Origin of the sequence: Burkholderia sp. Ac-20365 (assembly GCF_017104715.1) — a bacterium.
In the GTDB taxonomy this organism is placed as follows: domain Bacteria; phylum Pseudomonadota; class Gammaproteobacteria; order Burkholderiales; family Burkholderiaceae; genus Paraburkholderia.
In genome coordinates, this window is record NZ_JAAGPI010000007.1 from 235928 (window position 1) to 259492 (window position 23565).

Annotated in this window: 14 protein-coding genes; 12 read left to right on the forward strand and 2 right to left on the reverse strand. The window is 62.0% G+C overall.

Annotated features, from left to right (window positions below; genetic code table 11):
- Positions 1–334 precede the first annotated feature (334 nt).
- Entirely contained in the window at positions 335–1042 is a 708-nt protein-coding gene (locus tag G3O01_RS15525; protein ID WP_205806015.1) for a haloacid dehalogenase type II, read from the forward strand.
- 248 nt (positions 1043–1290) lie between these two features.
- Here G3O01_RS15525 and G3O01_RS15530 read toward each other — a convergent pair whose 3' ends face one another.
- Positions 1291–1614, reverse strand: a complete 324-nt coding sequence (locus tag G3O01_RS15530; RefSeq protein ID WP_205806016.1) for a DUF4148 domain-containing protein — start codon at positions 1612–1614, stop codon at positions 1291–1293.
- Between the two features lie 430 nt (positions 1615–2044).
- Between G3O01_RS15530 and G3O01_RS15535 the strand changes: the two genes are divergently transcribed.
- Complete coding sequence (locus G3O01_RS15535) at positions 2045–3700, forward strand: alkaline phosphatase family protein (RefSeq protein WP_205806017.1); 1656 nt, start codon at positions 2045–2047, stop codon at positions 3698–3700.
- Between the two features lie 253 nt (positions 3701–3953).
- A complete protein-coding gene (locus tag G3O01_RS15540) occupies positions 3954–5126 on the forward strand; it encodes a DUF4382 domain-containing protein (RefSeq protein WP_205806018.1) in 1173 nt (390 codons plus the stop codon).
- Between the two features lie 294 nt (positions 5127–5420).
- Here the strand turns inward: G3O01_RS15540 and G3O01_RS15545 are convergent, their stop codons facing one another.
- Positions 5421–5825, reverse strand: coding sequence for a hypothetical protein (locus G3O01_RS15545; RefSeq protein ID WP_241023974.1), 405 nt, complete (start codon positions 5823–5825; stop codon positions 5421–5423).
- 509 nt (positions 5826–6334) lie between these two features.
- Here G3O01_RS15545 and G3O01_RS15550 point away from each other — a divergent pair.
- From G3O01_RS15550 to G3O01_RS15590, 9 genes are all read left to right on the forward strand, one after another.
- Positions 6335–6877 (forward strand): TadE/TadG family type IV pilus assembly protein, encoded by a 543-nt coding sequence (locus tag G3O01_RS15550; RefSeq protein ID WP_205806019.1) that lies wholly within the window; start codon positions 6335–6337, stop codon positions 6875–6877.
- A 10-nt stretch (positions 6878–6887) separates the two neighbouring features.
- On the forward strand, positions 6888–8003 hold the full coding sequence (locus G3O01_RS15555) for a TadG family pilus assembly protein (protein ID WP_205806020.1): 1116 nt from the start codon (positions 6888–6890) through the stop codon (positions 8001–8003).
- A 284-nt stretch (positions 8004–8287) separates the two neighbouring features.
- Positions 8288–9847, forward strand: coding sequence for a multicopper oxidase family protein (locus G3O01_RS15560; RefSeq protein WP_205806021.1), 1560 nt, complete (start codon positions 8288–8290; stop codon positions 9845–9847).
- 64 nt (positions 9848–9911) lie between these two features.
- The gene (locus tag G3O01_RS15565; RefSeq protein WP_241023994.1) at positions 9912–11504 is read left to right on the forward strand and encodes a multicopper oxidase family protein; all 1593 of its coding nucleotides are present in this window, start codon (positions 9912–9914) and stop codon (positions 11502–11504) included.
- A 19-nt stretch (positions 11505–11523) separates the two neighbouring features.
- Positions 11524–19692, forward strand: a complete 8169-nt coding sequence (locus tag G3O01_RS15570) for a choice-of-anchor Q domain-containing protein (protein ID WP_205806023.1) — start codon at positions 11524–11526, stop codon at positions 19690–19692.
- Complete coding sequence (locus tag G3O01_RS15575; protein WP_205806024.1) at positions 19689–20186, forward strand: hypothetical protein; 498 nt, start codon at positions 19689–19691, stop codon at positions 20184–20186. Before G3O01_RS15570 ends, G3O01_RS15575 begins: the two co-directional genes overlap by 4 nt.
- 37 nt (positions 20187–20223) lie before the next feature.
- Positions 20224–21033 (forward strand): outer membrane lipoprotein-sorting protein, encoded by an 810-nt coding sequence (locus tag G3O01_RS15580; RefSeq protein ID WP_205806025.1) that lies wholly within the window; start codon positions 20224–20226, stop codon positions 21031–21033.
- Positions 21034–21062: 29 nt separating this feature from the next.
- A complete protein-coding gene (locus G3O01_RS15585; RefSeq protein ID WP_205806026.1) occupies positions 21063–21884 on the forward strand; it encodes a hypothetical protein in 822 nt (273 codons plus the stop codon).
- Positions 21885–21889: 5 nt separating this feature from the next.
- Positions 21890–23548 carry a c-type cytochrome gene (locus tag G3O01_RS15590; protein ID WP_205806122.1) on the forward strand — a complete coding sequence of 553 codons (1659 nt, stop codon included), beginning with the start codon at positions 21890–21892 and terminating at the stop codon, positions 23546–23548.
- Positions 23549–23565 lie beyond the last annotated feature (17 nt).

The following is a 23565-nucleotide window of genomic DNA, read 5'->3' on the forward strand; positions in this document are numbered from 1 at the left end:
TCGCAAGAGGAGAGCGTGGCGTGCGTGAGGCTATCGGACGGGTTGTGACATGGCTCGAATGTGTTGAACAGCGTGTTCGGGCTGGTCGAGCCCGTGTGGGCGATCACGGCCGGTGTGTGCGGCACGACTGTCACGTCGACGGGTACCGTCGCGCGTATGAAGCGAAGGTTCATTGGCACACTCGTCGGCGTGCCGATCGGTCTCGCGCGCCTGCCTGTCGCGGATTGCTTAGCCAAACGCGAGAACCGTAAAACACTACTTCGGGATAAAGACGCTGTGAGATGAAACACCTGAGGCGTGATCGAAGGCCTCTGGATCTTTATGGAAAGCTGAAATGGATTCTCTTAAGGCATTGATTTTTGACGTGCAAGGCAGCACGACAGACTTTCGCTCGACGGTAGCTGAAGCGGCTCGCGCGATTGCGGCCGCTCGCGCGCAGACTGTTGATTGGGGATGCTTCGTCGATGATTGGCGGCGGAAGTATCGAGTGACGCTCGATGCAGTGCTTGCCGGATCTGAAACGTGGAAGCCAGTCGATCGGGTCTATCGCATCGCACTTGATGAAGTGATCGAGAAATACGGCGTCGGATTTCTGACGTTCGATGAGCGTGAACGAATCAACACTGCATGGCAGAGAATTGCGCCGTGGCCCGATTCGGTTGACGGGCTGCTACGGTTGAAGCGCCGATTCAAACTGGTGACGTTATCGAATGCAGACGTCAGCGCGGTTATTAATATCTCAAAGCACGGGTCATTACCGTGGGACGCTATTTTCGCTGCAGAAATGGTCGGAACGTTCAAGCCAGACCCGCGTACCTATAAAATGGCGCTGCGCTATCTCGGCGTATCTGCTGGCGAAGCCATGATGGTCGCATGTCACAAATATGATCTGTACGCGGCACGCGATCTGGGATTGAAAACTGCATTCGTTACGCGACCGCTCGAATTCGGACCTGATGGCGAAGTCGATACGACGTTTGAAGACAGCTTTGACATTAACGCGCGGGATTTTATCGATCTCGCGGCGCAGTTGGATTGCTGACAACGGGCAGCGAAAAACTCATTGGAGCGCGAGAGAGACTGGAACATCTGCGGGCACCGACAGGAACGCCTCCGATAATCATGATACTTCGCATGATCGTTCTCATGCGTGATCAGGTCGGCTCAATTAAATCCGATTGTCGGGAGGAGACTAAAAGAAACAAATAAAAACAGCACCGTCGCGCCGCGAGCGATCCGCTCACATATCAGAGCAAGGAAACTCGCGGCAATCGGGCGCCATCAACTGACTTACTGTCCACCAAAGTAGATCTGGTGCATTTCCTCTGCGGACGCCGGATGAGTCGTTGCACGAGAGCCAAAGGAGGTTGAGCCGGAAGCTGTTCCTCCGTATCCCGTAGCGCTAGTTGCCGACGCACGCGCTTCAGCGGCTTGCACGTCTGCCGGGTAAGTTGGGTTCTCGCCTTTTCCCGGATCATAGCCAGCCTGTTCCAGTTGCTGTAGTTCCGCACGCACCTGCGCTCGCGTCGTGCCCGTGTCGGTGGTCTGCGAGAAAGATGCGACGGGTAATGCCAACGCCGAGGCGGCCGCGATTGTGACGATGAACGACTTCATGATCAGCTCCTTCTGGTCGTCGATATCCCTCAGGGGAAGGTGGTCCCATGCGGACATCGAAGCCCAACTAGCAACAGTCCGAACTATGCATGCGCATACGAATGTCGCGATGCGCCGTGCAAACCGCCGATGAACACATCGACACAAAGAAGACGATTGAAACGACCTCGGAAGCAATATTCCTTATTTAAAAATTGGATTTATGTGTGCGTCACGGCCCATTCGCTAATACCAGAGAAAGTGATTTTGTCTGATATGAAATGTGGCGATCTGAAATCTTCAACGCTATTTCGTGAAAGTAACGCTGATTCCCATTCTCAATCTTTGGGCGAAACGAAAGCCGCGCTTCATCGTAAGGTCGCATTGGACGCGCACATTACCGCATTCGTAAGACCTGGTAACGTGAACTGGACATCGAACGAGGTGAACAATGAGTCGTCTGTTGAGATGGTTTGGCGCCGGTGCGCTGATGGGTTCCCTGATTTCCCCCATGACTTCTGCGCAGGCTGAAGATCACAACCCGCAGAATGAGGGCGAGCGGAGCAATGCAGTAAAGCATGTGCTGCTGATCAGTATCGACGGTTTGCACGAGCAGGATATGGCGCGATGCATCGGCGCAAATACCTGTCCGAACATTTCGCTTCTCGCGAAGTCGGGCGTGACCTATACGAATGCGTACACACCCGGCCTCTCGGATTCGTTCCCCGGGCTCGCCGCATTGGTAACGGGCGGATCGCCGAAGTCAGCCGGACTCTTCTATGACGTTTCTTACGACCGTACCCTGTACGCTCCCGCCGATACAGGTTGCACGGGCAAACAAGGCTGGAACGTCGTGTTCGACGAAACGACAGGTATCGATGCCCAAGGTGGCGGCGCACTGATTCACCTCGACGGCGGCGGCGCGTTCAACCCGGATGCGATCCCGCGCGCAAAGGTTGGCAACAAGTGCGTTCCTGTTTTTCCGCATGATTACATCAAGACGAATACGATATTCGAGGTCGTCAAGCAGCAGATACACGACTCGCGCACTGCCTGGGCCGACAAGCATGCGTGGGGCTACGACTGGCTGAATGGTCCTTCGGGTCGCGGTGTCGATGATCTTTCCCGTACCGAGATCAATTCGATCAACCCGGCAACGGGCAATGACTACACGGACGTTTATCAGAATACGGAGATCTTCGATAACCTCCACGTCAATTCGATCATCAATGAGATCGACGGAAAAGATTCGACGGGCAAACGCAACGCGCCTGTTCCGACATTGTTCGGCACGAACTTCCAGACGCTGAGCGTCGCGCAAAAGGCGACGGTTGCAAAGGGCGGCGGCTATCTCGATGCGAGCTTTACGCCGGGTCCTCAAGTGACGGCGGCGATTGCGTATGTCGACGATGCGATCGGCAAGATGGTCGCGGAACTGAAGGCTAGAAACCTCGCCAGTTCGACGATGATGATCGTGACCGCGAAGCACGGCCAGTCGCCGACCGATCATACGAAGCTCGTCAAGAACGGCGATACGTTGACAGCGCTGCTCGAGGCGAACAACTATCTCGATCCGAACGGCAATTTCGGTCAGAACAACAACGCCCATGCACTGAACGATGGAACGGGTCTGGTCGGAACAGGGCTTGTCCAGACGGATGATGTCGGTCTGATCTGGCTGCGCGATCAGAAGCAGGTGAATGCGGCCGTGGCGACACTGCAGGCGAACCTGGGATGCAATGCGCCTGGTATCTGCGCGGACGGTCCGCAGGCGTACATCCTGTCGGGGCCGCGACTTGCAGCCATGTTCGGCGATCCTGCGCTTGGCCGTACGCCCGACATCATCGTGCAACCGAATCCGGGCGTGATCTATACAACGAGCACGAAGAAGGACGAAGAACACGGCGGCAATGCACCCGATGACAGCCACCTCGGCCTCGTCGTGTCGTTTCCCGATGGTCACTATCACGGCAAGACAATCGACCGTCGCGTGACGACGACCCAGGTCGCGCCGACGATACTGCGTTCGCTGGGCGTGAACCCTGACGAGTTGCACTCCGTGAAAGTTGAAGGCACGCGAGCGTTGCCTGGAATTCACGGCGATTGATCGCTGATAACGCAATCTGGTTGGCGTGCTGCTTCGTTTGATGTGGCCGCACGTCAATTGACTTATCTCGCGTTGTTGATTGAATGCCGTGCAGAGAATTCACTCATAAGATTGAAAGTGATTTTTATTCTCCTAAATTCAGAGCCGACACTGCCAAGAGCATCTGTTACATAAAATTTCAATTTGCCGCGCAAAGTTACTGCCTGTTTTCGTAAGCTTCTGTCCACACAAAAACGATCATCAGGGACGAGTTATGAGAACGAGAATAACGCTGCTTTGCGTAGCGGCAATTCCATTTGCGCTGGCTGCATGCGGAGGAGGCGGTGGCGGCAATAGCAGCGGTGCAACTGGCACACTGCACGTGGCAATGACGGACGCGCCGTCTTGCGGTTTCGATCATGTCTACGTGACCGTCAACAAGGTACGGGTCAACGCAAGTTCTTCTGCAAGCGATACAGATGGTGGATGGACCGATATCGCACTGCCTTCACCTCAGAAGATCGATCTTCTTTCACTGACGAATGGCGTTCTGAGCGATCTCGGTCGGGCACCGCTTGCTGCGGGCCAATACCAGCAGATCAGACTCGTACTCGCGCAGAATCAGGGAAACACGGTTGCCAATTCGGTTGTCGTGAGTGGTACGACAGCTGAGCAGCCGCTTGCAACGCCGAGTGCGACACAGAGCGGATACAAGATCATTCAGCCGTTCACGGTTCAGGCCAATACGCTTGTGGATCTCGTACTCGACTTCAATGCATGCAAGTCGGTTGTACAGCGCGGTAACGGCGCCTACAGCCTGAAACCGGTCGTAACGGCCACACCAACCGTGGTAAGCGGCAGCATCGCGGGATATGTCGCGACGGCCGAAGCCGGGGCGACCGTCTACGCAGAACAGAATGGCCAGGTAATCCGTGGCACGGTCGCTGACAGTAATGGCCAGTTCATTCTGAGCCCGCTGGTTCAGAGTTCATCGAACGGCAATTACGATGTCGTGATCGTGGATAACCGGCAACCCAACGGACACGCGAACGGCGTCATTCACGCAGTGCCCGTCACGGCAAGCGCCACGACGACGATCGCGACATCGGCGGCACCGATCACGTTGCCTTCGTCCGCCGTCAATACGATTGCGGGCACGGTAACGGCATCTGCACAGGCCACGATGCGCGCGCTGCAAAACGACGGCGCGGGATCGTATGAGGTGACATCGACGAACGCCAATCTCGACACAGGCACATACACGCTCGCCGTGCCGGCCGCTGCAACGTTGACGGGCACATACAAGGGGGCCGTGCCGGTCACGCTGTCGCAGGCTGCCGCGGCTGGAAACTATACCGTCGAAGCCGATAGTGCGAGCGGCGCCACGCAATCGGCGGGCGCCAATGTATCGAGCGGCAGCCAGTCGGGAATCAATTTCAACTTTTAAACAGGGAGCGTGGGAGAGACCGCAACGTCTGTCCCAATTCATGCCATGAAAATATTCATGATTCTGCTGACAACAGCAGCAGCCGGACTATCTGGCTGTGCAGTGTATTTGCCCGATGAACCTCACGCAGTCGTCGTACCGCAAGGCAAGCCTCAAGGCGGGCCGGGAAATGGATATTGCCCGCCAGGCCAGGCCAAAAAGGGAAACTGCTAGTAAGCGGGCGCCTCAATGAACTACGTCGCGCGTGTGAAGTAGATCCGCCTCACACGCGTTTGCCGCGCGAAATGCATCATGCTATTTCGACGGCGCCTGGCGGTTCTGTTCAGCGGTTTCTTCGGGTGGCGCATGCGATGTACATGCCTGAAGCGCGGCCATCGCTTTTCGTGCGACGGCCAGCGTTTCCTCGCACGCATTCGGCTCTTCAGCCTTGGGACATCCGCCTGCTGCTGTCACTTGTGCAAGTGCGGCCCGGATCTTCCTCAGTGCAAGTTCGGGTGAACCCGTGTCCGCAATCAGGCGTGCAAGATTGAAAGCGCTTCCAGTCGGCAGTTCCACATAGGCGGGACAAACCGATTCAGCGCACACATCCACCGAAGACAACAACAAAACGAAAACCACGCTGACTGGTCTTTGATGACTGAAACCGCTGCGAATGACTTGCATTCCCGGCTCCTTGCGCTGCACGAGGAACATGGACATGTTTCGTGTCCGTTACCCATAGCGACATTGACGTCGTCTCTGAGAATGCGACGCAGTAGAACGAGCCTTCGCCGAAACTCACTGTTCTGAAGGATGATTGTGCACGGCAAGGCTGATCTCGAAGTGGTTATAGCCGGGATTCCTTAAGGCTTGCTTAAGCGAACGCGTCTGCGCGATTCACAACGATTCTCCGCGCTGTCTCAAGCCTGATACGGTTTGGGCGTGCACCGTTCCCCTAGCGGATTGAGCGCCCCCAAAGATAGAAAAGACTCACCGTGTACCCCACGCTTCGATCATGCGTGTCTGAGTTGAAACATCCGCGGTACACCTGCGTCTCCAATTGGTTCCGACTGCCCCATTTCCTCACAGCCTGTACGGTGTGCACGACATTGGCATGTCATTTGCGAAATTGCGGGCGCTTCGCGTCGACTAACTTCGAACAGATACGGCGCGCATGACGGAAGCTGGTTTTGTCCGGCAACACATGAAGCGACTACGGGGGAGAAATCATGAAGCGAGTCTCTGACAGCCGGGCGTCTGTCGACATCGAACATTCGAGCTCGCGAGCCAGCCTGATCGACGCGATTCGACGCGATGGCCTGTGTGAAGAAGTGCCCGCAGCGAGCCGACGTCGCCGGAGGATTAGCAGAGCGCAACGCGGCGTAGCGGCAGTGGAATTCGCTATCGTGCTGCCGCTTCTGCTTCTGGTCTTATTCGGCATCGTCGAGTTCGGTGTAGCGCTGTACGACAAGGCGATGATCACAAACGCCAGTCGCGAAGGCGCGCGTGCTGGAGTCGTGCTGCGCACTCCGAAACCGAACGCACAGGACATCACTAACGTGGTGCTCGCCTATAGCCGAAACTATCTGATTACCTTTGGCTCGAGCAACACACCGACGGTCAGTGTTCCTTCCGGCATAGGCGGCACGTTCGGTACACCGCTCACAGTCACTGTTTCGTACCAGTACGCAGGGTTAGGCCTGGGTGCCATGCTGTCCGCGTTCACGGGGCCGATCGTCATGACGGCCACGACGATCATGAACAACGAGTGAGGCGGCCATCATGCACGGGAAATACAAGGCAAGGCAGCGAGGCTCCGTTGCCGTGATCACGGCAGTGAGTCTGGCTGCGCTGTTGGGGTTTGCGGCGCTGGCAATCGATATCGGCAACCTGCTGGTCGCGCGAAACGAATTGCAGAATGCCGCCGACGCTGCAGCGCTTGCGGGCGCGCCGTGTCTGTTCCAGCGTACGCAATGCAGCAACACCACGGCGACTGCGCCGGACTGGACCACGGCGACACAGAAGGCGTCGAGCTTCGCGACGGCCACGATTTCGAACAAGGTCCAGGGCGCCGCGATCAAGGTCGCGCAGGTCGCCTCGGGTTACTGGAACGTGACGGGGACGCCGGGCACGCTGCAGGCGGTGCCTTTTACGCCTGGGGCGAACGATCTCCCCGCCATCCGTGTGACGATGACAAAGAGCACGGCGAACGCGAACGGCAGCATACCCGTCTATCTGGCAAGTGTTCTTGGCGTGTCGTCGCTGTCGGCCGCCGCCACCGCGACAGCGGCCGTGTCGAGACCAGGGTACGTCGGACCCGGCGGTCTCTTTCCCGTCGCGATTTCGAAATGCCTCTACGACAACTACTGGAACGCGTCGACGAATTCACCGAAGCTGGCAACGAGCGCTGCACCCATCAGCGGACAGACGGTGAATCAGACGCCCAATACGCCGTATGTCTTCCAGGTTTCGTCGTCGTATCAGGCGAACGGCTGCGAAGCGGGGCAGTGGACGACACTGACCAGTCAGCAAAACGATGTGCCGTTCGTGAGAGGACTGATCGCGGGTCAGAATACCGATTCGCTCGGCATAGGCTCACAACCAGGCACGTACATCCAGCCTGGTGAGAAGAACACGCTCTTCACATCGGTCGACAACTGCAGCGCCAACGGAGACCATTCGTGCGAGTACGAAACGGTGCCGGTCGTCAACAGTGTCGGGACGGGCTATCAGCCCGTGGTCGCGTTTGCCTGTGTGCGCGTCCTCAAGGCGGACAATGGATCGAAGCCGTACATACTCGTGCAGATGAGCAATCAGCCGGATAAGTGCCAGGCGGTGAACTCCGGCGGTGTGGGGCCGAATTACGGTTCCGTCACGCCGCCGCGCCTCGTTCAGTAGCACGCTGCGATATCTTCGCCGCAACATCTCTGGCGCTCACACGCGAACGCGAGCCGCATCGCTTCGCGGGCATCGATGCCTTCACGCGATGCCGTGATTTCCCCCCGTCCCTCCGTTTCCGCTGGGTGATCCCTACAGCAAGTGTAGGGAGGTGCCCCATCCCCTCGACGGTTGCCCATCTGCACAATCCAGATACGGGGCGGTGTAACGACGTATGCCGTTCCCGCATCGCCGGGCTCAACGGCAGCGCTCTCCGCGCTGACTGACTCCGCAGCGGAGGTCCTATGTTCAGCACCCTCGCATACCGCAATGGCGTGGCGGCGCTGTTGCTGCTGCTGTTCGCGTTGCCGTCCTTCGCACAATCGTTCCGGGTGCAATGCCCACCCATTACGACGCTGCATCCGAAAGCCCTGCCGGCAGGCGCGGGTGAGCCTGCCTACACGGGTCCATCCGTCACCGGGCAGAACTCGCAGGCAACGGGTGTCGTCAACGGCGCGATCAAATGCCAGCAGATTTCCGGCGGCGACGGCTACGCGACGATGGCCGACGGCACGCAAACCTATCTGTTCTCATTCGGCCCGTTGTCCGGCCTCGCCGATATCAAGAAAGGCTTGCCCGGCACGCAGTTCGCGTCGGTGTTCAACGTGATCGGCACCGCCGCCGATCCCAACTACAACGGCGCGATCGGCCTCGTACCCGATCCCGAATCGACGCCGCCAGGACAAACGACAGGCCACGTCGACCCGCGCCAGATCATGGACGTGGGCGTGATGAACGGCAACATGCCCGCGCCGACGATGGCCATCGACGAAGACGACGAGTTCTTCCTGACGTTGACCAACGTCGGGATGATCATGCGCCCCGATCTGTTCGAGCAGCACACGGTGCACTTCCACGGCTATCCGAATGCGTCGGCGTTCTACGATGGCGTGCCCGATGCATCGGTGGCGATCAACATCGGCGCGAGCTTCACGTACTACTATCTCGCGCCCGATGCGGGCACCTACTTCTGGCACTGCCACATCACGCCGCCCGAGCACCTGCAGATGGGCATGGTCGGCCAGATCTTCGTGAGGCCGCGCCAGAACCGCGTCGCGACGGGCTCTCTGTACAGCGCGTTGATCAAGCAGCAAACCGATCTGCGCACCGCATGCGGTAACGACATTCTCTGCTCGACACCCGTGCCGCCGTCGAACAGCGTGCTGCACGCGAAGAACAGGAGCGGCACGCCGACGCTCTACGCGTACAACGACGGTGACGGCTCGACGGCCTATGACGTCGAGTATCCCGTGCAGATTCACGGCTTCGATCCGAACTTCCACTTCGTGGGGATGACGTTCAATCCGGAGCCCTTCACCGACATGAAGGACAAGTACTTCCTGCTCAACGGACGCAGCTATCCGGACACGGTCACGCAAGGTCCGATGCAGACGCCCGTCGCTGACGGTTCGCAGCACTTCTCGCAACCGCTGCCTGCGTTGATCAACATTCCGGCGGGCGGCAAGGCGCTGCTGCGCATCTCGGACCTCGACGTCAGCGAATTCCAGACGCTCGCGTCGCTGGGCATCCCGATGCATGTGATCGGCGTCAATGCGCGGTTGCTGCGCGACCTCGCGGGCAACGACATGACCTACCTGACGAACTCGATCACGCTCGGCGGCGGTGAATCGATCGACGTGATTCTCGATGCAAGCGACACGACCCGCTACACGCCGGGCTCGGTTTTCTATCTGTACACGCCGAACCTCGATCACCTGTCGAACGATGCCGAGAACTTCGGCGGATTGATGACCGAGGTCCACATCTGCCATTCGGTGGACCCGACCACGAAGTCCTGCACCTAGGAGATGAGCCGTGGGCAACATCATCGACACATTCCTGCGCGCGCGCCACACGCGCTGCGGCTCAATGCCACTCCGCGCGCTGTTCCCTGCGCTGGGCTACGCGCTACTCGTTGCCTTGCTGGTCTGCCAGCACGCGCATGCGGCCGCGCCAGGTATCACGGGGACGAGCTTCGATCTGACGGCGGAAGCCAATCGCATCAGCCAGCCTGACGGCACGAGCGTCTATGCGTGGGGCTACGGCTGCCGCACGGCGCCTTCGGGTTTTTCGCCCGCGAACATACCGGGCGCGAGCTGTCCCAGCATGCAGGTGCCGGGACCGACCCTGATCGTGAAGCAGGGCGACACGGTCACCATCACGCTGACGAACAACCTGCCCGAAGCGGCGGGCAACACGTCGATCCTGTTCCCCGGCTTCCAGGTCTGCGCAGCCGTACTCGATTCGAGCGGCAACTGTCCGGTGACGCTCACCGGCGTGCCCGGCCTGCTCACGCGCGAGGCCACGCACGGCAACAGCGTGACGTACAGCTTCGTGGCATCGACGCCGGGCACGCACGCCTACTACAGCGGCACGCAAGGCGATCTGCAGGTCGAGATGGGACTGTCTGGCGCGATCATCGTGCTGCCGACATCGGCGCCCGGCGCGCTCGCGGTGCCCACCGGCTGCCGCGCCGTGCAGTCCGCGCTGCCGGACGGCCAGCCCGACTTCCGCAATGCCGCTGCTGCGTACAACCTTCCCGCGGCCTGCTACGACCGCGAGTATCTGTTCCAGTTCTCCGAGATGGACCTGCGCATCCACACGCAGGCCGAGCAGGAAGCGAGCAAGTCGTGCTCGCAACCGACGGGTTGCATGTCGGTCGAAACCGAGCCGTATCACCCCGCGTACTTCATGATCAACGGCCGCTCGATGCCCGACGACATGGACCCGAACTATGCGCAGCAGTATCCGCATCAGCCGTACAACGGCAATCCGCACATGCATCCGGGCGAACTGGTGCTGTTGCGCGTGATCGGTTCGGGGCGCTGGCAGCATCCGTTCCACGAGCACGGCAATCACGTGCGCGTGCTGGCGCGCGACGGCAACCTGCTGCTGAGCAAGACCGACGCAACGAAGCTCGCCGGGCCGCTGCTGTTCACGACGACCACCACGCCGGGCCTCGCGATGGACGGCATCTTCTACTGGACGGGCAAGGGGCTGAACTGGGACGTCTATGGACACGTAGCGGGCGACGGCAGTGTCTGCGTGCCCGATGCGAACGGCTACTACACCGTCAACAGCAATCCGCCCGCGCCGCCGAACGCGCCGAACTACTACGAGTGGTGCGCCGATCACAACAAGGCACTCGAAGCGCATCCGTTCGGCAACGTCGGCAGCGGCGGGCCCGTGACCTTGCCCGATGCGCGCGTGCTGACCAACGGTCCATGGTATGGCGGCAGCCCGTATCTCGGTCCCGACGCAACGGTTCGCGCGACATCGTTCACGGGCACCACGCCACCGAGCGGCACGATCGCGAATTCGCCGACATCGGAAGCGGGCTTCGCCTACATGTGGCATTCGCACAATGAACGCGAGATCACCACGAACAACATCTTCCCAGGCGGAATGATGATGATGATGCTCGTCGATCCGCAGGCGTTCACGATCAACGAAGGCAATTAGAGAGACGGGGAGAATCGCGATGAGATCCAGCGATTTCAACAGAACGTTTGCCGGCCTCGTGAAGGGTGTCGCGGCCGCGGCGCTGATGACGGCAAGCGCGATGGTCTGCGCGCAAAGCGTGACGCTGACTGCGAAGTCACAGACGATTGCGCTTCCCGACGGCCAGGTCGTGCCGATGTGGGGCTACACCTGCTCGACGACGGTCGGCGCGCCTGCCACCTGCAGGGCAGCGAACTCCGGTGCGGGCGCGAACTGGTCGCCTGTGGTGATCACGACGCCGCCAGGCTCTCTGACGATCAATCTCACGAACAACCTGCCCGCGCAGGTGCCGACGTCGCTGGTGATAGTCGGGCAACTGGGCGGCGGTCTCGGCAATACCGCGACGACGACGCCGAGTCCCGCGCATCCCACGCAAACGGCCACCACCTGGCCGATTGCGGGAACGGGCAGCGGCGCGAGCTTCACGCCGCCCGCGCAAGGTCCGCGCGTGCAGTCGTTCTCGACGGAAGTGACGACGGGCAATACGACCGCGCTGACATGGAACAACTTGCGGCCCGGCACGTATCTGATCGAATCGGGCACGCATCCGTCGATCCAGGGGCCGATGGGCCTGTATGGCGTGCTCGTCGTCACGACGCCGCCCACGCCGGGCTCCACGCAGGGGACAGCGTATCTGAACGTCAAATATGACGCGGACCTCCCGCTCGTGCTGAGCGAAATCGACCCGGTGCAGAACCAGGCCGTCGCGACCGCCGTCGCCACAGCGGGTTTTAGCGAAACGCGTGTGTGGTCCGGCCTGTCGGGTGGCTGCGGCGATCCTGCGTCCGCGACCTACAACACCTGCTATCCGCCCGCGGTGAACTACGATCCGCGCTATTACCTGATCAACGGCGTCGCCTTCGACAGATCCAACGCGAATGGTTCGGCGTTCCCCATTACCGCGCCCGCCTCGACCACGACGACGACGGGCCAGGTCCTGCTGCGCTTCGTGAACGCCGGTTTGCGGATGCACGTGCCGTCGGTGGTCGGCGCGCAAACGGGTTTGCCGCCGGTGTCGGGTTTCTCGCTGATCGCCGAAGACGGTAACCTGCTGCCTGGCAGTCTGCGCGTGCAGAGCGCCGTGTTTCTCGCGGCGGGCAAGACCTACGACGTGATGATGAACTCGCCCGCAGCGGGCGCGCTGGCCTTGCCGGTGTACGACCGGCAGTTGAGCCTGTCGACCAATAACCAGCGCGATGGCGGCATGCAGGGCTATATCAGCGTGAATGGCGGCGCGTTGCCGACTTCGGCGGCGGGCAATGCCAACGCGAAGGCCAACCCGGATTCGTACTATCTGGTGGCAGGCAATACGCTGACCGTGTCGGACCCCGGCAAAGGCCTGATTGCCAACGACGTGGGCGTCTATGGCGTGCAGATCAAGACGCAGCCCACAGGCGGCACACTGACGCTGAACCCCAACGGCACCTTCACCTATGTGCCGAACTCGGGCACGACATCGGACAGCTTCGTCTATCAGGCCAATGGCAACGCGGCGCTGACGGCGACGGTGACGCTCAACGCATGCTCGGGCAGCCAGAGCTGCCAGTCGGGCGCGCCCACGGCATCGGATGATGCGTTCAGCAGCAATGTCGCCTCGCAATTGCACATCGGCGCACCCGGCGTGCTCGGCAACGACCACGACCCCGCAGGCCTGCCGATGACGGCGGCCATCGTCGGCAATGCGACGGGCGGTACGGTCTCGCTCAATACGGACGGCTCGTTCAACGTTGCGCCGAACACACCGCCCGTCGGCAATGGGACATCGACGGTTACGTTCCAGTACAAGGCCGTCAACTCGCAGAACACGGCGAGCGCTCCGGCGAATGTCACCGTGACGTTCAAGGGCGGCAGCGGCATCGTCGTCGCCGTCAAGGACGCGAAGACGGGCACGGCGATCGGCGACTACCGCTGGATCATCGAAGAAGACCGCACGTTCCAGATCGATCCCGCCTGCCAGGTCAATTCGACGACGCGGCCTTCCACCTGTCCGCCGCTGCCCGTGCCGAGCCTGGGCACGAGCTTCCACACGAGCTATATGCCCGTCGTCGCGGCAGGCTGCGTGGGCACGGTGTCGTGCGAGTCGGGACAGACGGTGTTCGATCCCACCTCGAATACGCACGTGCCTGCCGTGTGCGATGTCGGAAACGGCGTGTGCCGTCCGGGGGCGGCTCAGCAGACGCCTGTCGATCCATCGCAGGTCGCGCTCGATCCGACGAAACACTATTACCTGTCGATCCTGCCCGGCGACGCGGGCAATACCTTCACGGCTGGCGCAGGCGCGCCCCAGCCCGTCAATCCGAACAACCCGGACGGTCCGCAACGGCAGTTCGATATCGCGAAGGATTGTCCGTCGGGTCCGGGCGGCGCGGACTTCGCACCCGGCACGGGCAGCTGCGGCCACGCGATGGGCGGCGCGCCGATCGCGCCCGCGCAGCACACCGTCAACGTGCTGTTGCAGCAGACGCCGTTGCAGACGGCGAAGATCTCCGTGTTCGTGTTCGAAGACGATGCACCCGTGAACGGCGAAGTCGATGTGAGCGGCGGCACCGATGCATTCGGCACGGCGCGCGAGCCGGGTCTCGGCGGCTTCGAAATCAAGCTGTTCGACGACGCAGGCGGTACGGGCGATGCCACTGGCCAGATGACGTACGACATGTTCAACATGCCGCTGTCGAATTCGCTGCAAGGCACGATCGATCCGAACACCGGCCTCGACGCGTGCCCGATCACGAAGGCGGCAAACGACGGCCTGGTCGGCATGATCCCGACCTGCCCGAAGTTCGAATCGGACGGCAAGACCATGTCGCCGCTGGTGGGCCAGGCGATCATCGCGAACCTGATGCCGGGACGCTATGGCGTGGTGGCGACGCCCGCCGCCGATCGCATCGCGAAAGGCGAGGAGTGGCTGCAAACCAATACGCTCGACGGACAGAAAGCGCACGACGCGTTCATCAAGGTGGGCGGCCCTGCCTACTTCCAGGAGTTCGGGCCGGCGGGCTTCCACGTGACGATCGGTTTTGCGAACCCGAAGATCATCAACGCGCGGCTGCCGGGCGTATGCAAGGGCGTAGCGTGCAACAACGGCGTCACGGGCAGGATCACGAACCTGCACTACAGCCGTCCGCCTAACGAAAACCTCTATAGCAGCGGCTCGCGCGATTCGCTGAGCTTCACGCAATGCTATGTGAGCGTCGGCGATCCTGATCTGGAAGATATCGCGTTCACGAAATGCAATGCCGACGGCACATTCAGCATCAACGGTCTGCCGGATGGTCTGTTCCGTATCACCGTGTTCGACCAGTGGAACGACCAGATCGTCGACGGTCTTGCGACGGCGGTGCAGCTCAAGGGCGGCCAGGTGCAGAACATCGGCGATCTGCCCGTGCTGCAATGGCACACGAACCTCTACACGCGCACCTTCATCGATACGAACGGCGACGGCGTGTCGCAGGACAGCGAGCCGGGTCTGTCGCTCGTGCCGACCAATATCCGTTTCCGCGACGGCAGTTATTCGAATTTCAACAACACGGATCTGAACGGCTATGCGTCGTTCAATGAAGTGTTCCCGCTCTTCAACTGGTACATCGCGGAAGCCGACACGACGCGCTACAAGCAGACGGGCGTGCATGTCGTCTACGACGCGGGCGGTCCGCCGGACGGCACGCCGGGTGGCGGCGGCTCGTCGATTGCGGCGAACTACGCGAACACGAAGGAGTCGTCGACTGCGCATCTGCCCTCGGCACTGCGTGTGCCGGGCGCGACCTACTGCAACGACGCGGACTGCAACGACCGCACGGGCACCAACCCGTCGACGGGCCGCGTCGACCCGCCGTGGGTCACGACGATGGGCTGGCAAGGCTTCTCCGGGCAGAACTCGTTCATCGAGTTCGGCAAGGCGCCGTATGGTGCGAACGAGAACGGCGGCATTCACGGCGAAGTGATCTACGCCTCGACCCGTCCGTTCGACGATCCTGCCTTGCTGATCCACACGAGCTGGACGCCGGACGTGCCGAACGTAACCGTCAACCTGTACGCGGAAGGCACGGCTGGCGACGGCACGCAAAGCCTCAAGCTCGTCGATACGACGAAGACCAGCAGCTGGGACGACTGGGCCCAGGGCTTCCGTTCGGACGGCGTGCCGAACATGAATTGCCCGGGCCAGGAAACCACCGATCCGTTCTTCTTCACACTGAAAGACAGCGCGCAATGGCTCGATCCGCAACGACGCGCATTGCCTTCGCACTCGCAGTTCAAGTGCTACGACGGCATGCACGCGTTCAACCAGCTGCAGCCAGCGCCGTACGACGGCATGTATCAGTTCCCGAGCGTGACGGGCCGCGACCCGCAGAAGGGTACGCCGACAGGCTCGAACTGCAACATCTGCAGCAAGCAGGCCGACGGCTCGTACATGCTGCCGGCGGGCAAATACGTGGTGGAGATCATCGTTCCGCCCGGCTATGAACTCGTGAAGGAGGAAGACAAGAACATCCTGATCGGCGACAACTACATCGCGCCTGTCACGCAGCAGTTCGGCGGGCTGGGCAACATCTTCATCCTGCCCGACCAGGCGGCCGTGAATGCGACGTACAACCGCAACAACGCGCAGAACTCCACCACGGACCTCGGCTCCCAGCCGCGCCACGAAGGCGACACGGGCAGCGTCGAGACGTTCTGGCCGTGCGTCGGCGCGCTGCGCGTAGTGCCGGACTACATCAGCCTGTTCCCGGGCTCGCAGGAAGTCGCGCCGTTCGCGGGTGCTTCGCGGCATCTGTGCGACCGCAAGGAAGTCGTGCTGACCGACCAGATGTCGGTGCTCGCGAAGTTCTGGGTCTTCAGTTCGACGCACGTGGCCGCGCATTTCACCGGCTTCATGCTCGACGACTTCTCGTCGGAGTTCGATCCGTATTCGCCGCAGTTCGGCGAGAAATTCGCGGTGCCGAACGTGCCTGTCTCCATGAAGGATTTCGCGGGCAACGAAGTGAGCCGTATCTATTCGGATCAGTGGGGCATCTTCAACGGGTTGAACTACTCGACATGGGAAGTGAACCCGCCGAATCCGACAGGCTATGCGCCGACCATGATGGTCGCCTGTATGAACGATCCCGACATGCCCGACCCGGCGCATCCGGGGCAGACGATCCGCGACCCGCTCTTCAACCCCGCGTACAGCCAGTTCTGCTACGAGATTCCGTTCATGCCAGGACAGACGCAATACATGGATACGCCTGTCGTGCCCGTGTCCGCCTTCGCCGACGGCTACAACCCGCCCGATTGCGCGTATCCGGATGCGACGCCGGCGATCTCGTCGGTGACGGGCGACACGAGCAACGGCGGTGCGGGTCCGTGGGTGAGCCAGGCCGGCCATACGCTGACGATCAAGGCGCTCGGCGACCAGCAGGTGCCGAACCACGCATACGGCGGCCCCGCTTCGACCACGTCGCCGTATAACCAGAAGTTCGTCACGCGGCACTATGGCTTCGGCGCATCGCAAGGCACCGGGACGGTGACGATCGGCGGCGTGAGCGCCCACGTGAATTCGTGGTCGGACACGCAGATCAGCGTCAACGTGCCGACGCTTTCCGCGAGCCAGTCGAGCTGTACGATCCAGCAGCGCGGCGTCACTACGCAGACGCGCTGCGGCGAGCTGATCATCACGTCGGGCAACGGCAAGAAGTCGATCGATGCGGTGACGGTGACCATCGGCGGCAAGGCGCCCGCCTATGTGGGCGGCGAGAACGGCACCAGCAACGCGATCCAGACGGCTATCGACAAGGCCGCGCCGGGCGATCTCATCATCGTCGGTCCGGGCAACTACAACGAGATGCTGCTGATGTGGAAGCCGGTGCGTCTGCAAGGCGTGGGTGCGCCCGCCGTCGTGGTGAATGCGAACACGCATCCGTCGGGCAAGCTCGACCCGTGGCGCAGACAGGTGGACTGCCTGTTCGGCGTGGCGCTCAACGGCGGCCTGATCTCGACGGGCAATCCGTACGATCCGTCGGGTTCGTATGCGTGCTCGGCGGCGATGCAGCGCCAGGTGGATGCGATTCCGCTCGAACCGACCGTCGGCTGGGACAACACGCTCAACGGCAATCTCGGCGAACTGCTGATGGAACCGACGCTGATGGGCGCATACGAAGGCGCGGCCATCACGGTGCTCGCGAAGGGCGTGCGCGACGTGCGCGTGGGCGGCAGGCTGCAGCCCGATCCGAACTGCACGGCCAACGGCATCTGCGTGCCGCTCACGGCCAGCAATGCCGACTGCAACACGTACTCGAGCAACTTCCTGTGCAACCCGTCGCGCGTGGACGGCATCACGTTCACGAACAGCTCGCAGGGCGGCGGCGGCATCTTCCTGCACGGCTGGAATCACTATACGGAGGTGTCGAATAACCGCGTGTTCAGCAATGCAGGCACGCTGACGGGCGGGATCACGATCGGCCAGGTCGAGGTGCCCGACGGCACGATTGCCGCCGATGGCTTCACGGAAGAGCCGTTTGCGTACAACACGCATGTCAACGTGCACCACAACTCGGTCACGTCGAATGCGTCGTACGGCGACGAGATCAACTCGACGACGCCTTCGTCGGCAGCCGGCGTGACGTTCTGCTCGGGCGCGGACAACTATCACTTCAACTACAACTGGGTCTGCGGCAACATGAGCAGCGGCGATGGCGGCGGTGTCGCGCACTTCGGCTTCAGCTACAACGGCGACCTGTCGCACAACTGGATCCTGTTCAACCAGAGCAACAACCCGACGCTGCCGACTTACGGCGGTGGACTGATCGCCCAGGGCGTGCCGCCCGACGGCACGTTCTGCGAGAACTCGGCGGTGGATATCGACTGCGCGCCGCAGCTCTCGGATGGCGTCGGGCCGGGGCTCGTGATTGACGGCAATCTGATCGTCGGCAATACGGCGGAAAGCGGCAAGGGCGGCGGCCTGCGTCTGCAGAACATCAACGGCACGGATGTGCAGCGCAGCCCGCGCAATCGCAACCGCTGGTACGAAGTGAGCGTGATCAACAACATCATCGCGAACAACGTGGCGGGCTGGTCGGGCGGTGGCGTGTCGCTGCAGGATGCGGTGCGGGTGAACTTCATCAACAACACCGTGATCTCGAACGATTCGACGGCGTCGGCAGGCGTGCTGTTCAACACGGCGCTCGCTGCGCAGGCCAACGTCGGTCCGCCGAACTGCACGACCGTCGGCTCGGAAACGACGTGCAGCCCGATCACGACGTCGACGATGCAGCCTTCCGGACTCGAATCGGCGAAGCACACGCAGAACTTCCTGACGGCATTCACGGCGGGCGGCGCGGGATGTCCGGCGGGACAGGACTGCAGCCACTTCTCGCTGCCCGTGCTCACGAACGACGTGTTCTGGCAAAACCGCACGTTCTACATCACGGTGGGCGGGCTGAACCCGAACATTCCGGGCCTGCAGAACATCGTCACGCTGAACCCGACGTTGAATCAGGCGGGGCATCAGACCGGCTTCTGCGATCCGAATGCCGTGTACTGGGATATCGGCGTGTACGGCGATACCAAGGCGGCGGATCACTCGTCGGGTGTGCGGCTCGCGCCGCAGTATTCGATCATCACGGACGCAACCGACTATCCGAACGCGCACAACAGCGGAGCGAATCCGAACGTGGTAAGCCAGTACTGCAATGGCGCGCGCGTGCCGCCTGAAGGCGGCGGCAACGGCTTCGCAGTGCCGCCTGGCATCGCCGATACCGTGCTGCCCAACCCGCTGTTCGGACTGCTGCCGTCGGCAACGCCGGATGAAGGCAACCAGTGGATCAACATGTCGTACGGACCGCTGTCGCTGTTCAACATGACGTTGAGTTCCAGCAGCCCGAATTATGGCCAGCCGCTCGGCAACTACTCGATCAGGACGGGGTCGCCTGCCGTCAACGCGGGCACGAATGCGGGCGCGCCGGGACATGACTTCTTCGGCACGCAGCGTCCGCAGAGCGGTGCCTACGACATCGGCGCAGTGGAGCTGCCGCGCACGGGACTGTTCGCTGGCGGCAACCTGCCGTTTGCACCGGGTGCGCTGCTCGATCTCGTGAATCAGCTGCTGGGTGGTGGAGCGGCCGCTACGACGAGTCCGCAGGCGAATGCCCCTGCAACGGGAGCCGTGCAATGAGGCGCGCGGCGACAACGGTGGTGTGGGTCTGCTGTGCCGCATGGCTGGCAATGCCAGCCTCGGCGCAGCAAACCCGGCAGATTCCGGCGCAGGGTGGGGACGCGCACGCATCACACGCGTCGCACTATGAGCCGATGAAATTGCCGCAGCACGCACGCGCGTTCTACCAGTCGGTACGCGGCATCGACAACATGAGCGTGCGACGCACGGCATCGGGCAACCTGCTGCGCTTCAGCTATCGCGTGACAGATCCGGCGCTCGCGAAGCTGCTCGGCGACAAGAGCACGACGCCCTATCTGTACGGCGAAGCGAAACACGTGCTGCTCGAAGTGCCCGTGATGGACAACATCGGCCAGTTGCGTCAGACGGGCACGCTCGAAGTCGGCCAGGAATACTGGATGGTGTTTTCGAACAAGGGCAATCTGGTGAAGGCGGGGGACCGCGTCAACGTGCTGATCGGTTCGTTCCATATCGACGGACTGGTTGTTCAATAGCGCAGCGCGTGCGCGGCATCACATCGAGGAGATCGACATGACACGGGGCATTCTGAACACGGTTTGCTTCACGGGCGCAGCGGCCGCGATCGCCGTTTCGCAGGTCGCGATGGCGGCGGCAGGCGGCGGCATGAGCGCGGCGCAGGTCGTGGAGCGCAACGTCGCTGCGCGCGGCGGATTGCAGGCATGGCGAGCAGTCAACACCATGACGATGAGCGGACAGATCGATGTTGGCGGCACGAAGCCCGTCAAGCTGCCGTTCGTGATGACGATGAAGCGGCCGCACAAGAGCCGTTTCGAACTGAACTTCGATAACCAGATCGCCTTCCAGGTCTACGACGGCAGTCAGGGCTGGAAGGTGCGGCCGTTCCTCGGGCGCAACGTCGCCGAACCGTATACCCCCGCCGAAGCAAAATCCGCGGCGGAAACAGCCGATCTCGACGGACCGCTGGTCGACTATGCGGCCAAGGGCAGCCAGGTTGCGTTGCAGGGCATGGAGACGATCGAAGGCCACCGTGCGTACAAACTGCTGCTCACGACCAGGGATCAGGGGCAACGGCACGTGTGGATCGATGCATCGAGCTTTCTGGAACTGAAAGTCGAAGGCGACCCGCGCAGGATGGATGGCCGTATGCATACGGTGGCCGTGTACTACCGCGACTACCGCCGTGAAGGCGCGCTGATGATGCCGCATCTGCTCGAAACGCAGGTGACGGGCGTGAAGCAGAAGCATCAGATGACGATACAGCGCGTGAGCGTGAACCAGCCCGCCGACGATGCGCTCTTCGCGAAGCCACAGTTGCCCGCGCAGCCGCAAACCGCGCCCGCCAGGGTGGCGGCCAGATGACGTCGCGCATCCGGATGGGAGTCACGATCATGAAACGCCTCACCTCATGGTTGCTGGCGGGCTGCGTCTCCGCGTTCGCCTGGGCACAGATGCCCGCTGCCGAACACCCGCTCACGGTCGACGAGATCATCGCGAAGAATGCGTCCGCGCGCGGCGGCGAAGAAGCCTGGCGGCAGATCCGCACGATGCTGTGGACCGGGCATGTCGAGAGCGCCAACGCGCCCACGCCGAACGCACCGTTCGTGCTGGCGCTGCGGCGGCCCGACAGCACGCGCTTCGAGATCACGGCGATGAACCAGCGGATCGTGCGTGTCTTCAACGGCAAGGAGGGCTGGAAGATCAGGCCGTCGTCGGGTGGCGCGCCCGATGTGCAGCCCTATACGCCGCAGGAAATCCGTTACGCGCGCGATGAACAGGTGATCGATGGTCCGTTGCTCGATCATGCGGCAAAGGGCATCGCGGTCGCACTCGACGCAACGGACTCCGTCGAAGGGAAGCCGGCGTACCGGCTGATCGTGACCTTGCCATCGGGCGCGCATCGGCATGTGTGGATCGACGCCGCATCGTTTCTCGACATCAAATACGACCGTGAAGCACCGAGCCTGTCGCGCACGCCTGTGACTGTCGAAGTGGCCTATCGCGACTACCGCGAAGTCAATGGCGTGCAGGTGCCGTTCGTGATCGAGAGCGGCGTAGTGGGTGCGGCGAAGAAGGATCGGCTGGTGCTCGAACGTGTCTCGATCAATCCACCGCTCGACGACGGCATGTTCGTCAAACCCGCCATGCCGGGACGGCGCGCGACGGTGGCCGTCGGCGTGAGCGGCATGCCCGCGCTTCGCCCTGCGCCATAGCCATGATGCGCGGCCTCGTCGCGAAAGCACGTGAATGGCAGCGGCGCACGCTGCTGGCGTTCGCGTTGGCAGCGAGCGTGCCGATGCCACCGTTTGGCGCGCACGCTGCACCGCCCACCGATGCCGGCGAGGCGATCTATCGCGACGGCATGGCAGGCGATGGCCGTCCTGTCGAAGCGACGCATCACGGCCAGTTGGCCATGCAAGGGCCGGCCGCGGCGTGTGTGAATTGCCACCGCCGCAGCGGTCTCGGCTCGAAGGAAGGCAACACGACGATTCCGCCCATCGCCGCGCAATATCTGTTTCGTCCGGCCACGCAGAGTGCGGATGAACTCACGGTGCCGTTCATCGACGGCATGCGCACCAGCCGGCAGCCTTATACAGAAGCCACACTTGCGCGCGCAATTCGCGAAGGTATCGATTCCGAAGGCAAGCCGCTGGGTTTTCTGATGCCGCAATTCGCGCTCAGTGACACGGACATGCGGGCGTTGATCGAATATCTGAATACGCTCGACAGGCGCAGGGCACCGGGCGTGACGGACACCGTACTGCACTTCGCGACTATCATCACGCCGGACGCAGACCCGGTGAAACGGCGCGGCATGCTCGATGTGCTCGAACATTATTTTGCCGACAAGAATGCGGCGCCGCTCGGTGCGACGCCGGCACTGCGCTCGTCGCGCAAGATGATGTTCATGGTCAACCGCCGATGGGAGTTGCACGTGTGGGAGTTGCACGGCGCGCCCGGCACGTGGCAGGCGCAGTTGCGTCAGCATCTCGCGCAGCAGCCGGTGTTCGCGGTCGTGTCGGGACTGGGTGGCCGGAACTGGGCGCCCGTTCACGACTTCTGCGAGCACGAGCAGGTGCCGTGTCTGTTTCCGAATGTCGAAGTGCCCGTCGAAAGCGAACACGATTTCTATTCGATGTATTTTTCGCGCGGCGTATTGCTCGAAGCAGAGCTGATCGCAAAGCGGATACGTGAACCCGCAAGCGCTGCGTCGGGGCGCTCTATCAGGACCGTGCTGCAACTCTACCGTGCCGGCGACAGTGGCGAAGCGGCCGCGCAAGCGCTTGCGGCGGATCTGCGCAAGCAGGGTATCGCTGTCGAAAACCGCGCGATGCCGCCGGACGCGCGCGTCGCGATGGCGCTTCACAATGCATCGCACGCGGGCGCACTGGTCTTGTGGCTCAGGCCGCCCGACATCGCCGCACTCGGCGATGCGCCGCCCGCATCGGTTCCTGTCTACGTGTCGGGCCTGATGGGCGGCCTGGATCGCGTGCCGCTGCCGTCACGCTGGCGCGACAGCGCCCGCGTGGCGTATCCCGTCGATCTGCCGCAAGGACGCCGCGTGCGGGTCGACTATGCGTTCGGCTGGTTCGCGATACGCCATATCCCCGTCGTCGATGAACGCGTGCAGGCCGACACCTACCTAGCGTGCGGACTGCTGGCCGAAACGTTGAGCCATATGGTCGATGCATTTGTGCGCGACTATCTCGTCGAACGCATCGACGACATGCTCGAGCATCGCATTCTCACCGGCTACTATCCGCGCCTGACGCTCGCGCCCGGTCAGCGCTTTGCATCGAAGGGCGGGTATATCGTGCGATTCGCGGAACCAGACCGCATGCGCGTCGTCGCGGACAGCGACTGGATCGTGCCGTAGACGCACGCAGTCGTCGC

Bases quoted from the DNA above. Each gene is read 5' to 3' on its own strand.
- G3O01_RS15575 (WP_205806024.1), top strand. From the start codon at position 19,689: ATGAGGCGCGCGGCGACAACGGTGGTGTGGGTCTGCTGTGCCGCATGG.
- G3O01_RS15560 (WP_205806021.1), top strand. From the start codon at position 8,288: ATGTTCAGCACCCTCGCATACCGCAATGGCGTGGCGGCGCTGTTGCTG.
- G3O01_RS15590 (WP_205806122.1), top strand. From the start codon at position 21,890: ATGCGCGGCCTCGTCGCGAAAGCACGTGAATGGCAGCGGCGCACGCTG.
- G3O01_RS15530 (WP_205806016.1), bottom strand. From the start codon at position 1,614: ATGAAGTCGTTCATCGTCACAATCGCGGCCGCCTCGGCGTTGGCATTA.
- G3O01_RS15565 (WP_241023994.1), top strand. From the start codon at position 9,912: ATGCCACTCCGCGCGCTGTTCCCTGCGCTGGGCTACGCGCTACTCGTT.
- G3O01_RS15580 (WP_205806025.1), top strand. From the start codon at position 20,224: ATGACACGGGGCATTCTGAACACGGTTTGCTTCACGGGCGCAGCGGCC.
- G3O01_RS15535 (WP_205806017.1), top strand. From the start codon at position 2,045: ATGAGTCGTCTGTTGAGATGGTTTGGCGCCGGTGCGCTGATGGGTTCC.
- G3O01_RS15550 (WP_205806019.1), top strand. From the start codon at position 6,335: ATGAAGCGAGTCTCTGACAGCCGGGCGTCTGTCGACATCGAACATTCG.
- G3O01_RS15555 (WP_205806020.1), top strand. From the start codon at position 6,888: ATGCACGGGAAATACAAGGCAAGGCAGCGAGGCTCCGTTGCCGTGATC.
- G3O01_RS15570 (WP_205806023.1), top strand. From the start codon at position 11,524: ATGAGATCCAGCGATTTCAACAGAACGTTTGCCGGCCTCGTGAAGGGT.
- G3O01_RS15585 (WP_205806026.1), top strand. From the start codon at position 21,063: ATGAAACGCCTCACCTCATGGTTGCTGGCGGGCTGCGTCTCCGCGTTC.
- G3O01_RS15525 (WP_205806015.1), top strand. From the start codon at position 335: ATGGATTCTCTTAAGGCATTGATTTTTGACGTGCAAGGCAGCACGACA.
- G3O01_RS15540 (WP_205806018.1), top strand. From the start codon at position 3,954: ATGAGAACGAGAATAACGCTGCTTTGCGTAGCGGCAATTCCATTTGCG.
- G3O01_RS15545 (WP_241023974.1), bottom strand. From the start codon at position 5,825: ATGTCCATGTTCCTCGTGCAGCGCAAGGAGCCGGGAATGCAAGTCATT.